Source organism: Janthinobacterium lividum (genome assembly GCF_034424625.1).
Taxonomy (GTDB): Bacteria; Pseudomonadota; Gammaproteobacteria; order Burkholderiales; family Burkholderiaceae_D; genus Janthinobacterium; species Janthinobacterium lividum.
In genome coordinates this window covers 4,164,667-4,179,143 of the sequence record NZ_CP139976.1, presented here as the reverse complement: position 1 = coordinate 4,179,143, position 14,477 = coordinate 4,164,667, and the positions used below count along the sequence as shown (strand labels likewise).

13 protein-coding genes are annotated in these 14,477 nt (G+C 53.5%); 9 read left to right on the top strand and 4 right to left on the bottom strand.

The features are described 5' to 3' along the window. The first annotated feature begins 4 nt into the window (after positions 1 to 4). From U0004_RS18900 to U0004_RS18880, 5 genes are read left to right on the top strand one after another with little or no spacing between them, the layout of a single operon-like run. On the top strand, positions 5 to 1,834 hold the full coding sequence (locus U0004_RS18900) for an ATPase, T2SS/T4P/T4SS family (RefSeq protein WP_081345710.1): 1,830 nt from the start codon (positions 5 to 7) through the stop codon (positions 1,832 to 1,834). A gap of 2 nt (positions 1,835 to 1,836) precedes the next feature. Further along, positions 1,837 to 3,036: a hypothetical protein gene (locus U0004_RS18895; protein ID WP_070257631.1), complete on the top strand. Its 1,200-nt coding sequence runs from the start codon at positions 1,837 to 1,839 to the stop codon at positions 3,034 to 3,036. Between the two features lie 9 nt (positions 3,037 to 3,045). Further along, positions 3,046 to 3,627 (top strand): type 4 pilus major pilin, encoded by a 582-nt coding sequence (locus U0004_RS18890; protein WP_070257630.1) that lies wholly within the window; start codon positions 3,046 to 3,048, stop codon positions 3,625 to 3,627. A 57-nt stretch (positions 3,628 to 3,684) separates the two neighbouring features. Further along, the gene (locus U0004_RS18885; RefSeq protein WP_139144193.1) at positions 3,685 to 5,274 is read left to right on the top strand and encodes a type IV pilus modification PilV family protein; all 1,590 of its coding nucleotides are present in this window, start codon (positions 3,685 to 3,687) and stop codon (positions 5,272 to 5,274) included. 13 nt (positions 5,275 to 5,287) lie between these two features. After that, positions 5,288 to 5,761 (top strand): hypothetical protein, encoded by a 474-nt coding sequence (locus U0004_RS18880; RefSeq protein ID WP_139144192.1) that lies wholly within the window; start codon positions 5,288 to 5,290, stop codon positions 5,759 to 5,761. A 95-nt stretch (positions 5,762 to 5,856) separates the two neighbouring features. Here U0004_RS18880 and U0004_RS18875 read toward each other — a convergent pair whose 3' ends face one another. Then, positions 5,857 to 6,948, bottom strand: a complete 1,092-nt coding sequence (locus U0004_RS18875) for a CAP domain-containing protein (protein WP_167468677.1) — start codon at positions 6,946 to 6,948, stop codon at positions 5,857 to 5,859. 674 nt (positions 6,949 to 7,622) lie between these two features. On the opposite strand from U0004_RS18875, the gene U0004_RS18870 reads away from it, so the two are divergent. Then, positions 7,623 to 8,099, top strand: a complete 477-nt coding sequence (locus U0004_RS18870) for a lytic transglycosylase domain-containing protein (protein WP_231958086.1) — start codon at positions 7,623 to 7,625, stop codon at positions 8,097 to 8,099. Positions 8,100 to 8,267: 168 nt separating this feature from the next. Here the strand turns inward: U0004_RS18870 and U0004_RS18865 are convergent, their stop codons facing one another. After that, complete coding sequence (locus U0004_RS18865) at positions 8,268 to 8,969, bottom strand: EAL domain-containing protein (RefSeq protein WP_070257627.1); 702 nt, start codon at positions 8,967 to 8,969, stop codon at positions 8,268 to 8,270. Between the two features lie 81 nt (positions 8,970 to 9,050). On the opposite strand from U0004_RS18865, the gene rnc reads away from it, so the two are divergent. Continuing rightward, entirely contained in the window at positions 9,051 to 9,809 is a 759-nt protein-coding gene (gene rnc / locus U0004_RS18860) for a ribonuclease III (protein WP_081345709.1), read from the top strand. Then, positions 9,794 to 10,381 carry a YcbK family protein gene (locus U0004_RS18855; protein ID WP_081345708.1) on the top strand — a complete coding sequence of 196 codons (588 nt, stop codon included), beginning with the start codon at positions 9,794 to 9,796 and terminating at the stop codon, positions 10,379 to 10,381. Before rnc ends, U0004_RS18855 begins: the two co-directional genes overlap by 16 nt. A 134-nt stretch (positions 10,382 to 10,515) precedes the next feature. Here U0004_RS18855 and U0004_RS18850 read toward each other — a convergent pair whose 3' ends face one another. After that, on the bottom strand, positions 10,516 to 11,100 hold the full coding sequence (locus tag U0004_RS18850) for a hypothetical protein (RefSeq protein ID WP_139144190.1): 585 nt from the start codon (positions 11,098 to 11,100) through the stop codon (positions 10,516 to 10,518). Between the two features lie 548 nt (positions 11,101 to 11,648). Here U0004_RS18850 and U0004_RS18845 point away from each other — a divergent pair. Beyond that, positions 11,649 to 11,864, top strand: coding sequence for a hypothetical protein (locus U0004_RS18845; protein ID WP_139144189.1), 216 nt, complete (start codon positions 11,649 to 11,651; stop codon positions 11,862 to 11,864). Between the two features lie 247 nt (positions 11,865 to 12,111). On the opposite strand, the gene U0004_RS18840 is transcribed toward U0004_RS18845, so the two are convergent. After that, positions 12,112 to 14,415: a TonB-dependent receptor gene (locus U0004_RS18840; RefSeq protein ID WP_034778992.1), complete on the bottom strand. Its 2,304-nt coding sequence runs from the start codon at positions 14,413 to 14,415 to the stop codon at positions 12,112 to 12,114. Positions 14,416 to 14,477: the final 62 nt, after the last annotated feature.

Sequence of the window (14,477 nt, the reverse complement as noted above, 5' to 3'; positions counted from 1 at the left end):
AGGCATGCTCACACTTTTCCGAGGAAATAACCATCCCGAGCACCCCATTGGCCCTGGCACGATGGTCACCGTGAGGCCTGCGGGACAGCGCCTTGAACATGCTTCAGGCGGCGCTGATTCAGCGGGCCAGCTGCATACTGGGCGCACCTTAAAGGTTGAGCATCTTGACCAATTGGGTGATGGCAAGATTCTGCTGGTTAGTGGTGGCGATCAACTGGGACAGTACAAGATTCCCAAAGGTCAGGAGTATGCCGTTGCAGCAATCACGCAGAGCAAGGGAAGGGCAACGATAATTGTTGATCCAGAGTATGCCGGCAACCTCAGCGCGACGTTGACCAACCTGCGTACCAAGCTGGTTAGTCATGGCTACCATGTCGAGAGTGGACAGATTCCGTGCTCGCCGGCGGTCATCAAGTCTCTGGTTGATGATTATCAACATCGCATTTCTCAATTCGGTGGCGAGGAAGCCTCGTCTTCCTCAGAGTGGAAGACGCTTTTCGAGTCGATCGGCGACATCGCTGTGCGTGCCGGCGCCTCCGACATTCATTGTGTTTGCGAGAATGAACGCGGAACGGTACAGATCCGCATCGATGGAGAGCTTGAGCCGCTTCCAGGCAAAGATAAAGGTATTTTTACTGCCACCCAATTGCGCGGCGCCGTGAGCTGGGCCTATACCAACAATGTACAAACCGGATCCAATACCGAATCGCAGTTTCAAGACGACGTCAACGCGAGCGCGATGATTAAAAGCCGAGTGATTGACGGTAAAAAAATAGCGATGCGCTATCAATCCTTTCGAAGCCCAACGGGACCGAAGATCGTTTGCCGGCTGCTTAATACGGATAGCGATGCGCCATCACGAACGTTCGAGGAGTTGGGATATGCATCCGAACACATCGATTTGTTCCAGGAGGTTCCCTATGGGCCGCCGAAAATAAATATCCTCGCGGGCATCACGGGCTCAGGAAAGACGACCACCGCGCAATCATTTTGGGAAAGCCACCCGGGCAACGGAAGGCAGGCATTTTTTTCCATTGAAGACCCGATCGAATTGCGGCTGAAGGGTGTGCATCAGATCAGCTTTCAACGCAATCTGCAAGATCGTGCCGGAAGCGAGCGGGAATTCAATGGAATCGTGATGGATCTTCTGCGTGGCGACCTGGATGCCGCATTTATTGGCGAAATACGAGACCGGTCGAGCGGGGCAGCTGCGCAAGAAATTGTCTTTACTGGCCACATGGCGATGGGAACGCTTCACGCCCAGTTTATCTCCGGTATCGTCCCGCGCCTAACCGATCAAAGCATAGGCCTGAACCGGAGCGTCCTGACAGCACCCAATGTACTCGGCCTTCTGTCCTACCAGGCGTTGGTGCCGCTGTTATGTCCGACTTGCAAGATCGCAATACAGGATGTGGGAGAAACCAGATTCGCCCATGGTATCGCGGGAACGCGTTACGGCGCCGACATGGAACTGCATCGGATTCACCATGATATGGCGATTTTCGAAACACGCTTTGATCTCCCGCGAGACAACTTCTTCTTGCGAAGAGATGGCGGCTGCAATTGCTGCCGTGGCCGTGGCATCAAGGGTCAAACGGTTGTGGCCGAAATGATGATTCCAGACGAGCGCTGGCTTCAACTGACACGGGAAGGCCGAGACATTGAAGCGTATTGGCATTTCCGCTCAGATTCGGACAAGCGATTTGATACATCGGACATGCGTGGGAAAACGGTATTTGAACATACGTTGTTCAAGGCGATATGCGGTCTCACGGATCCACGGAATGTGGCGCCGTTTGGATCATTCGCCCGCTTTGCAATACCTGGGAAATAAATATGCTGCGACGTTTAAAAACAATCAAAAATACATTCCAACTCTTTGACTTTCGTGTCGGACGAAGTGACTTCTACCGTGAGTTGGCAAAATCCGTGGAAAAGACCGAGCCGCTGCGCGACTTCGTGGAAGCGGAGTTGAAACTCGCCAGAAATCCCATAACACGCTCCCGTTCCAAGGCATATGCCATGCGGCATGTACTGCGCTTGCTCACGTCCGGCAGCAACCACTCGATCAGGGCGACCATTGGGGAAATCATGCCGACAGAGGATAGGCTGATGCTTAGTGCAGTTGACCGTTCGAAGGACCAGCCAACAACCCTGAGGGTTCTGGCAAATGCGATCGACGATCAAATGGAGGCCAAGAAAGCCATCGCCATGGCAGCGGTGAAGCCGATGCTGATACTGCCGGGTGCCGCAGCCCTGGGCTACATGATCAGTTCCAAAGCGATTCCCGCTATCGAGAAGACCGCTCCGCAAGAGGTTTGGACCCCATTTAACAATGCTGTTCGCATCACTGCAAACGTCATCAATAACCACGGGCTTTCAATCTGTCTGATCACGCTGGTCCTTGTATTGTTCTTTCTGTCCCGCCTTCCCACATGGCGCGGCCCGCTGCGGCTGAAAATGGAAAAATGCAATCCTACCCTGGCGATGTGGCTGACGCCAGTCGCACCCTGGTTAATACCGTTGTCGATGTATCGGGACTTCCAGGCTGGACTGGTTTTCTCCGCCTTGGCTGTCTGGTTAGGAACCGGACGCAACTTGAAGGAGTCGCTTGAAGCGATCCATAAAGATGCATCGCCCTGGCTGCGGCTGCACATACGGCGCATTTTGAATCATTTGAACGCCAGGCCGACCGAGTATGTCGAGGCTTTTTCCAAAGGTCTTGTTTCCCAAAAACTGCTGGCCAGACTCGGCAGCTCCATACGAAATACGCCAAGTTTTAGTGACGTCATTATTGAAGTCGGCACGAAAGGTAATACAGAGGCGAGGGAGCAGGTTACGAAAAATGCTGCGGTCCTGAACTTCACTTACATCGCAATCGTTGTCGGGCTGGTCATGTTCCTATACCTCGGACTGATGAACATAAGCAACTCCATGGAGCAGGAAATGGATCCGATCCGCCAAATACAAAGGGAGATGGAGAAGAAAGCATCTAAGCAACCAGGCAACACTCTTGCAACTCAAAACCAAAACTGAAAGGTATCTATGCAGTTCGAACATGAAAACAATCTCGTCAAGACTTCCCTCTACAAGCATCGCCAGCAGGCGGGCGACTTTATGCTCACATTGGTGATCGCATTAATCGTGGTTGCCGTCATCGTCGGCAAGGCTTTTCTGAACTATCGCGATACGTCACGCAAGGAAGAGAATAACGCTGTTGCCAGCGCGATTACCATCATCGCGGGCGACCTTCGCAAGAACTTTGGCATGAACAATGAGTATGGCTCCCTGACGACCGCGATCGCCGTCAAGTCCGGCGCGATCCCGCGCAACTTTCGTGACGGCACAGCCGATACCGCATCGAATATGTGGGGCGGGACGGTGACCGTGGCGCCAGCTACCATCACTGTCGATAATGACGTGGCGAACCTGGCCTTCACGAAGGTGCCGTCCGCTCAATGCTACGACATTGTCAGCGCGACACAATCGCTCGCGCGTCGGATTACCGTGGGCAGCTCGACCGCCAAAGCCGCCGATGCCACGTTGAACGCCGCAACTTTGGCGACCGCATGCGAATCGGCTACCGATGTCACCATCACCTGGGCAATTGGCCGTTCCGGCACCTAAACCGCTGGAGCGCAGGCTATCTGACGAACGCCTGCTCCAGTATCAAATGTTTTTCATATGACACAAACCAATCCCCATCAACGAGAATCGCAGGCTGGTTTCGCCATGATCGAAGTAACGCTTGCGTTGCTCGTATCCGCAGTCGTGGCGCTTGGCGCGATGCAGGCATCCGCGCTGGCACGCAAGCTGAATTTCGCTTCCGCGCAGGGGGGCGCATTGGCTATTGCGCGCACCGCAGGCGAGACATACGCGCAGGAAAATTATCTCGCGCTTCAGCGAGGCGCGGCGGTCACAAAAAACGGATACACGCTCAGTGCGGGTAATGCCGAAGGTCAAACCATGCGGCCGACTATTAGCAACCTGATCCAGCTGGGTTACCTGCAAAGCGGCTTCTCGGCCGTATCCTTTTTCAGCAACGGACAGGCGCCCGGCAAGTTCCGGTTCGAAGTTGAGCGGACACCTGACCGGTGCTGGGAAACTGGCGCTGGCGAGCAGTGCGATGTTAGCGGCCGGGTCTATATCGATAAGCCGATCCAGAGCGCCGGAACGAACGAAGCGGATGGGCCTGCCATATCCGCAATGGCCGAGAAAGTCGGGGTGAACGCCGGGTTTTCCATCTTGCCCGACCCATCCCGAGTGATGTATCTGGGCGGCGCCGGATCAACGCCAAATCCTGTCGCCGGCAATCCGGCCGGTGTTGTCGTGGCGCGTTTCGGCTATGGGGCTTCGGGCCTGAGCCAGTTTGTCCGCATCAACGATAACCGTGATCCGAGCTTGCGCGGAGACCTCAGCGTGGCCGGAAAAGGGGCGTTTGGCAAGGAAGTTTCTTCAAGCGAGTCGATCAGTGCCTCGGATATCGAGGCCTGCCTCAGGGCAGCGCTGTACAAGAACGGCGAGATCGTCTCCCGCGCAACCAACTGCCTGGTGCGGGCCTACCTCGATCCCAATACGGCCAGTATCGGCGTGACAGACAATGGGGGAAGCCCGAGTGCGACACTGGATGGCAACTCGGGACGCGTCTCTGGCGCACTGCTGAATGCCGCAACGCAGGCCTTTCCAGGGGGCGGCTGCGCCAAAGAAAATGACATTGCCAATACCCAGTCATCGAATGCCGCTGCCGGTATCCTGGTTTGCCGAGGCGGAAGCTGGCGGAATCCAGCGCTCGTCACGAGCAGCTCCGGTGCACCTTGTTCCGTGGAGGGGGGGATAGCCGTCAACAGCGGCAATCAAGAAACGCTGGTGTGCCAGTCCGGCGTGTTCGTACCGCTAAGAAACTTCACAAGAACGTCAATCGTCGGGTCTGCATGTAGCCCGGAAACCGCCATCTCCCAAACCTCTGGTGGCTCGTCATTGATTTGCCAGGGAGGCGTGTGGGTTGATCTGGTGGGGCGCATGGGCAAATTCGCTTTTCAAGCGGCGACGATGGTTACGGTCTCTACCACCACTCAGGGGGCATTCGTTCCTGCGCCAAGCTGTTTGGCCAATGGCGTTCCAAAAATTTATCTGGTGCCGCGCAGCGAAGAGCAAATTGGTTATATCAACCACTTTGCTACGGGATCCGGGCCTTGGAATGTTTATGTCCAGGATGGCGAAGGTAATCCGGTTAAGGGAATTATGATCGCACAGACTTATTGTTATTACTTATGATTATAAAAGGAGTATGAAATTGAAAAAAATTATTAATTTTTCCTTGATGTCTGCATTGTTGCTTTCATCGTTGGCAGCCTACGCTCAAGCGGTAGATTCCACTGGCCAAGATAAATTAACTGGGATCAGTCTACGCGTGGAGAATTTTATTCCTCCCGCGATTCCTGGCCCGGCAGGTGCTACTGGCGCTACTGGCGCAACCGGTGCTACTGGCGCTGCAGGCACATCCGGGGGCGACCGTCAGGGCGCCATGTGCGGCATTGCCACGGGTACTTATAACGCAAACTCAGTCAATGCAAAATTTGCCGTTACTTCCACTTGTCAGGGATATCGAGTGAAATATGTTGTCGGGAAGAATGTTTACGACGAATGCCCGCCCGGTTATATTGTTGGGGAGGTGTCAAATTGGTTGTCGAATAATTCTTCTGGTGAGGGTAATAGCTGGGTTAATTTCACCATTTATACTTATTCGTGTTTTAAAACATAAATTTATAAAGAAAAACACCCAAAGCAAATGCTTTGGGTGAAATTTAATGCCTAATTGAAAATCTATTTTATGTTATTTCATTTGGCGATTGTGTTTTAGTAATTTCCTGTTGTGAAGGTTAGTGAAATTGATATTGAAGCTCCGGAATTTTTTCCTGTTGAGGTGAATGCATATAATGAATTTCGCTCAAGAGGAACTAAAGGCATCAGAATTGCAACCGATGAATCCGTAATAAGTCCGTTCGCATCATTCTCCTTGTTGAGTAATTGCAGTGGAATGTCAGTATTGGTTCCATCTTTTCTTAAAACGTACCCGCTCAACACCAAGGAATTCCCATCGCGTACTTTGACATAGATTGGATGGCCAATTGGATTGTCCAGCAAATCACGGCCAGCGATCGGTGATGGAATTTCGTTGGTATATGTCTTCGAAAGAATTCCACTTGTGCCAGCACATGGAAATGTCACTACCTGATCAGCTGCAAGTTGTTGACGTGGACGTTCTGACGTGGATCCCATATTGATGACAACGCGTCTCCAATATGTATCCGTAACGCCATAGCCGACGCCTACATCACGCTCACCTTGCAGCATGCCATTGCCATGATACGGACTTGCAAGCAGATCCATTACTGCGGATTGACCATAGGAAAATCCATAAGACTGGTAATAAGTTTCTGCATATGGTGCTGTCAGCACTTCCGCGCCAGAGACTGCGGCATAACTTGCTGCAGCAAAACGATCAGCAAGTGTTTTACCAGTAAAACCATTTGGATAGGCTATTTTGTCTTGGTAGTGGCTCATCAAATGATTTGCCGACAAATAGCTTGCGTGACCTTGTGCAACAACATCAAGCTTTGCATCCTGCTGCAGTTGTCCAAATCCGCACGCCAGACGCTGCGCGTTCAGATAATTATAGGCATTTCTTTGCTCCGTATTGGCAGCATAGGTAGCGGCAAGCACTTCTTTTTGAATTGTTGATTCCAGGACAGGAGGTTTTATGGGAGGATTGACAGGTGGAAGAATAGGTGGAGTTACAGGTGGCGTTATTGGAGGCGATACTGGTGGAATTACAGGTGGCGTTACACCGATGCCGGTGTTATTACCACTGTCGCTACCACCGCCACCGCACGCAACCAACAGAGTTGCAAGGGCCGTCACGTACACGCTAGTTTTAATTGATTTCATTTTGTTTCCTATTGGTTTGAAGGTTTATTGAATTGCTGTGGATGCAACTGTTGAAAAATGTCGAAACAAGTTTTTGTGCAGAAAGTTAAGGTCGTGGCGGAAAATTAAGTCATGCGAAGTTCTTTTATGGAGTTTTTAAGGCTTCCATGAAAGATGCGATGACGTCAGAAACAGTTTTTGAAAAGCGGATTGCTGAAGGTGAAAAGAGTAAATGGATGAAGTGTGTGGAGGGAGATGTGCTATTTCCTTGCCGCGGTGCGGCTGTGAGAAATAGGAGAGACTTGAGGATGCCTCATCAATAATTGAATATTGATGAAATATGGGAGATTGGAGTATGCAAGGGTGGTGTTGCCGTGCCGCAGTTGCGACAGTGAAACTTTAACGCATTTTCTTTATTTTGCCAAGGTGGAATTGCACTAATTTGATTCAATCCATAAATAAGGGGCTTATGCCAGAAAAAGGAGCAGCCAGTGGCCATAGAATTGATGTGCCGTGGAAGCCTCCAGGCCCTTTCGGATTGGTGAGATACATGGAAAGCATTCTGATTGGCAGGCCTGGCCTGAAAAGAATTTCATGGCCGGTACGAGATCCATCGAGAACGGCCTATTTTTCTGACGATTTTGATGGCGTTGAGTTAGGCTGGCCATCTTTATTCACTGCCCGTGTGTTTTTCTGTGAAAGATTTAATTTTTTTGGAATTAACTGGAATGCTCAAAAAGTTAGCATTTGCCGTGCTGTTGGCCGGCTCCATTCAAGCTGCAAGAGCGGACTGTTTTGATGACGCGGCTCTTTTTCACCAGGTCAATCCTTGGATACTGCGTGGCATTGCGTCGGTCGAATCCGATTTCAGGCCGAGAACGATTGTGTCGAACAACAATGGATCGGTCGACCGCGGCATGACAGGCATCAATAGCGTTCACCTGCCTGAGCTTGCCAAGTACGGCATCGGCGCGACCGACATGTTTGATGCGTGCAAGTCAATTTACGTGGCTGCCTGGCTGCTGAAGAAGAAAATGAGCAAGCATGGGAACAACTACACGGCCGTTGGCGCCTATCACAGCGAAACACCGGCTAAGCGCGATCTCTATGCCGCCAAAGTCCGCAGGCGTATAGAAGAGTGGAGCGCTCGCGGCTGGATTCGGGGACAGTGAGCAAGCGAGGAGGTTTTGTATTGCACTTGCCTGTGCTTGCTCACTGGTCTGCAAAGACCGTGCGGCGGCATGCGCAGGAGGGGGGCAATTGAAGTTGTTCAACCCAGGGGCACGCGTGCGGTAATATCGTTTGTTGCGCCTTGCTTCAGCGAGCATTCAGAACGCTATCTATGTCCACGATGGTGGCCACAGGCTTGGCAGCTGGATCGGGGGATGCATCGTATCGACATGCCATCCTTGCACCCGTTCAACCCCGATCAAGGTCGCAAACGCCAGCAGTTCAGCCGTTTCCACGCATTCGGCGATGATGGCAATGCCATTCTGCTTCCATTGCGCGATCAACGCGCACAGCACCCGGGCTGCATCCGGCCGCCGGATGCTCCGCGCCAGGAATGCACCGTCGATTTTTACCGATTCGACTCGATCCAATGAGTACAGGCGTAATAAACCATCTTGTCCGCTACCGAAATCATCCACCGAAAAGCGCACACCACGTTGTGCCAGTAAATTCACCTTGTCAGCCACGAGGCCAAAATCAGTGGCGCTACCGAGGGTTTCGCTCACTTCGAAGACGACTGAATTCAATTGCGTGGCCCGGGAAAAAACCTCGGAGGATACCTCCAGCAGGGTTTCATTTGTCAGGTTGACATAGATGTCGATGGAAGTAAAACACTGGCTTGAAAGATGCAGCAGGACGGCTCTGTCCACGTCGACCCATGGCATTTTGCGGTCCCCGCGAAAGAGAAGTTCGTACGCGACGATGCGATTTTCAGCAATGCTCACAATCGGCTGAAGTTCGAAGGGGATCTGCGCACCACCGGTAAATGAAGATACTGGAGAAATTTCGAATGCTTGACGGTGGCTTGACATGAGATTGCGGCATCGGGCATGCCGCCTGGAGGCAGTTAAGGCACACACTGTATCAAGCGCCGTCTGGCTGAACGTACGGAAATGCACGAGGATTTAAAGACGATTCTTAACGGAATTGCACGCCTTTTCTGCTGTGGCCTGGAATTGATCATTGTTATCCTGAAGCAATACTTAGGGGGTGATGTGGTCGAGCTTCAAAACAGATTTGGTCATGTATTCGTGAATCAGGATTTACTTCAGCAGGCGCTGAGTCACCGCAGTTGCGGCCCCATGAACAATGAACGCCTGGAGTTTATCGGCGACGCTTTGCTTAATTGCGAAACCGCACTTTGGCTATTCGAACAATTTCCCCGTATGACTGAAGGAAATATGTCGCGCATCCGGGCTGCCCTGGTGCGTCAGGACAGCCTGGCGCAGATCGCCAAGCGCATTGACGTGGCCACCTATCTTCGTGTGGAACATAGCGACAGCCGCACGCAAACTGGCCCGTCGATGCTTGCTGACGCGGTAGAGGCGCTCATTGGCGCCGCTTATATAGACCAGGGTTTTAATGCGACAAGAAAAGTGATCCGGCACCACCTGCAGGCGCTGCTTGTCAGCGGTGCGATCAATCTAGACAAGGATCCTAAAACCGCGCTGCAGGAACACCTGCAGGGAAATGGGATCGCACTTCCAAAATACGCTATTTTGCGCGAGTCGAAGGACTCCGTTGAGCAAAGAATTGAGGTCACCTGCACAATCCAGAAACTCGGCATTACCACCTCCGGCGTCGGAGCAAGCCGTAAAATGGCTGAAGGTAAAGCCGCCGCGGAAGCGCTGCAAAAATGCCGGATACGATAATCCTTCCACCCCCGGACGGGATCGATTGCATCGTGCAGCCTGGCCGGCGCAGATTGCTGCTTGCCGCAGCCGGCGCCGTTGCATCGATAGCAACGCCGGCATTAGCCCAGCAGGCTGGCTTTTGGGACCTGCCGCGGGAATTGTGGCTGCGGCGTCCGGATTCCGGGGAAGAGGTGCGCGCTGTGTATTGGGCAGACGGAAAAATTGTGCCTGAAGGGTATATCGCAATATGCCAGCTGTTGCGGGACATCCACGTCAACAGAGCTGTGCAGTTTGATTTGGTCACGCTGGATATTGCGCGGGGCGTCTACGGATGGATTCGTAGTTTCGGTGTGGACCGGCCATTAATTATCACGTCCGGCTACCGGGACCCTCGCACCAATGCCTCGGAAGGAGGAGTACGCAATAGCCTGCATACCAGAGCGCAGGCACTCGACTTGCGGATACAGGGAGTCAGTCCCGAAGCGATCGCCCGCTTTGGGCTATATTTGGCGGGCGGAGGAGTTGGCTTTTATCCAGGAAAGCGGTTTACACATCTGGACCGCGGCCGTATAAGATATTGGCGAGGTTAGTTTGTCAGCGCAATATTCGGAACCTGGAAATGTCGGAGAGCGCATTATTCACTAGTAAAATCAACAATGTGGCGTAATTACAGTACACACACGGTGTGCCATGCATGCGGCCGTTGTCGCCATGTGCCGATCCTTTAGGAGATACCCGCCTGCTCGCCCAAGGCCTGGGCAGTCTCCTTTGAGGTATTAATGCCTAGCAAGAACATTTTCAAGTTACGATAAGCCGCCAGGAAAGGAAAGGCCATGTCATTGGCCGCTATTCTGTCAAGCTTGCCTGAACTGGCAGCCAGGTTTAGATAAGCGATTGGCTTGTCGGCATCCTGGAACGCACGTAATAACAAGCCTGCTTCAGGGCAAACGATACGTAATGGGAAGTGCATTGGCTCGGGAAGGGCGCCATCAAAAAATGGCAAGGCATCTGCTTTCAGAAACTCTCCTTCAGTGACCATCTCAAGCAGCAGTTCCCGTACCTGCGCCAGAAAGCGCTTATCCTGGCCGCGGGTAAATATTTTGCAGCTTAATAAATTAAAGTCACGCCTGATTTCACGGCTTGCCTGCCAGGAGTACAGGCTCACGGTCATGCGGCTATCCATCCGGGTTCGAATGCGTTCAATCCTGTCAACATTTTTCAAGACAAAACCATCTTCCGTGATTGAGGTGTTGACAAGCACAGATACGGATATTTCCAAGGAGTCATCAGCAAATTCAGGAGAAGTCATGTTGGTATTGGATATAAATTGAACAGTTGGCAGAATACTCACTGTGGCAGGCACAAGGATATTGTGTACACATTCCAGTCTCGGCGCAAGACGAAGGGCATAATGAATAATATTTGCACAGAGAATTTCTTTTGAGAAACGTTTTATGTCACTTTATGTTATTATCCGAATGCCGTCAAACGGCATTGATCATATTATTTCGACATCAAATCAATTCCTTGAGCTTGCTACTGGCATATTCAAGTGATCAGTTTATTTAATCGCCTACGCGGAAAAAATTTCATTCTTATCGTGACGGAAACCTGGTGCAATGGTTAGTTATCCTTGGATGCTATCTGATTGTCTGTGGCTGAAAGAATTGAAGATTGCTTGCTACGAACGTATTTTCTAAGGCGAGCATGAAATAAAATTGACCGCAAGATTTTTTTGCCGGCAATACCTGTTGTATATTCAAGAATTCTAGATTTGGACAGGGCTGTCTCCCATGCGGATGTTGATAGCGTATTCATGGGGGACAGTCTTGTCCGTTACCTTTTCAGGAGATCTAGATGACCGTAACTGCTCAACCTACAAAATTAAATTCCTTGCAATGGATGAGAAACGTGGGTATTACAGAAAAAGACATCGCATGGCTTGAAAGCGTCAGAGAGAGTGAAGAAATTTACAATCCCACCGTTTTGGAGCAATTCGAAGCCTTGTACCAAAAAGCTGTGACCGGTTTGTTGAACAGCCCATCACCGGTCCAGACCTTTTTGACCCTCTAGCCCTCAGCCACATAGAGCGGCCAAGCTAAGCCCTTGGCCGCTTTTCTTTATATGCAGAGACCAGATGGCAGCCCGCTTGTACAGGCCATCGAGGAGAGCGCCTGTGGTTCATCTCATGCGCACAGGCTTTCTACGGACGCATGCGCGTAAATGCAGGCGCACGCGAGAGCGCATAAAAAAACCGCCCGGTTTTCACCGGACGGCTGCTCCCACCGACATGCTTTGGCGTTGCCGCCAGCAATAAAAATCAGAACGTCGCCTTGAACTGCACCCCATATGTGCGTGGTTCGTTGATGATACCCGTCAGGTTGTCGAAATCGATGGCGCCCAGCGACTGGATCTGGTTGGTGATGTTGCGCCCGTACGCGGACAGTTCATAGCGATCCCATTTGTAGCCGACGCGCAAGCCGCCTTCGAGCAGTTCCTTGGCCTTGTATTCCTTCGCTTCATACAGGAAGAAATTGTAGCTGGTGCGGTAGGCCCAGTCCGTGTAGGCGTAGAACTCGCCATTGGCGAGGGGAATGCTGTATTTCAGGGTGAAGTTGGTTTGCCATTCCGGCGCGCGCGGCAGCGGGTTGCCGTCGATGTAGGCCGTGCCTTTGAACGGGCCCAGCGGGTCGGTGACGGTACAGCCGCTGGCCGGGTTGTTTTGCGCGTTGCCGCAGCTTTGCACGAACAGCTTCTTGTCCTGGATTTCGGTGTGGTTATAGCTGCCGCCCAGGGTCATGCTGAGCGAGTCGCTGAGGTTCGCCTGGAAATCGAGTTCCACGCCACTGCCCGTGGCCTTGTCGGCATTGATCAGCTGGTTCATGTTGACGGCGCCACTGCCGGCCGTCAGCTGCTTGTCTTTTACACGATACTGGAACACGGCCACGCTCAGGCGCGCGCGCTTGTCGAACAGGTCCTGCTTGATGCCGGCCTCGACGGACAGCGCTTTCTCGGCGCCGGCAAACGAGGGGCGGTCGGCCAGGCCGTTCAGGCGTCCCTGCATTGACGGCGCGCGGTAGCCGGTGGCGATGCGCGCGTAGGCATTGGTTTCCGGCGTCAGCACATAGGTGCCGCTCACGTCCCAGCTGATGTTGTGCGAGGTGTCGTTCAGGTTGAAGGGGCCGGCCGTGGTCGCTTCCACCCGCTTGGCGGAGAAATCCTTCTTGTCGGTCGTGTAGCGCAGGCCGGCGCGCAGTTTCAGGGCGTCCGAGACCGTGTAGTTGAGCGAGCCGAAGGCCGCGTACGACTTCGAACTCTGGTTTTGCGTGGCGTAGGCACTGTTTTGCGGATTGCCGGGCGCCAGGCTGTCAAAGCTGATGCTGTCGATCTGGATATCTTCCTTGAAGTAGAACAAGCCGGCTATCCATTGCAGCGGGCCGCGGGCAGACGATTCGGCGCGGAATTCCTGCGAAATCTGCTTGTGGTTGGGGATCACGTCGGCCGTTTCCACGACGAAGGGGATGAAGCCCGGGCCCATCGGCGGGGCATACACGGCGCCATAGCCGCCGTCGACGTCGGCGCGGCTGAAGAAATCGAGTTTTTCGTAGCCGGTGATCGAATGCAGGGTGACGCCGGGCAAGTCCCATTTCAGGCGCATGCTGCCGCCCTTGGTTTTCAGGTGCTGGCGGTTGATGCCGTCGGTCGGGTAGTTATCGTAATCAAAGCCGTCGACCAGGTCATTGGTGCCTTGCTTGAGGATATTGGCGCGGAACAGCGTGGCCGTGCCGTCGAGGTTGCGCGCGTGCACGTTGAACAGGGCGCTGAAGTCGCGCGTGGGCTTGACCAGTACCTGCAGGCGGCCTGCGCTGTCTTCATAGCCTTCGAAGTCGCGCGTGCCGGTCGGGCGCGGGTTGTGCACGCGATCGTCGCGGCGCTGCGTCTGGCCGGAAAAGCGCAGGGCCACCGTGTCGCTGACCGGCACGTTGAAGGCGCCTTCCAGGTTCTTCATGCCATCTTTGCCGAAGCCGCCGCTCAGGTAGCCCTCGGTCTTGAAGACGGGCTTGGCGGAATCGAACTTGATCACGCCGGCCGGCGAGTTGCGGCCGAACAAGGTGCCTTGCGGGCCGCGCAACACTTCGACCTGGTCGACGTCAAACACGGGAAAACCTTTCAGCATGGCGTTTTCCTGCACCACGTCATCCATCACCAGGCCCACGGGCTGCGAGGCATTCAGGTCGAAGTCGGTATTGCCCAGGCCGCGAATGTAGAAGCGGGGAAAGGTGCGGCCGTAATCCGATTCGACGGACACGCTGGGCGATCGGCTGTTGAGGAAGCGGATGTCGGCGCCGCCGGCTGTCAGGGTGTCGAGCTTGTCGCCTTTCAGGGTGGCGATGGACATGGGCACGTCCTTGATGTTTTCCGCGCGCCGCTGCGCCGTCACGATCACCGTTTCCAGCTGGCCAGGGCCGGCCTGTGCCGCCGGAGCCGCAGGCGCGTCGGCGGCTGGCGCCGGGATGCTGTCCTGTGCCTGCGCCATCGCCTGCAGGGGGAAGGCGGCAGTGATAGCTAGGGCAATCAGGGTGTGGCGTATTGTGCTGGCGCGTGTGCTGGCATGCGGTGTCATCATGAAACGGCTCCTGTCGGTGAAGGTTGTTGGGGCGCTGCAAGCTGGCGCTGGCCAGCTGG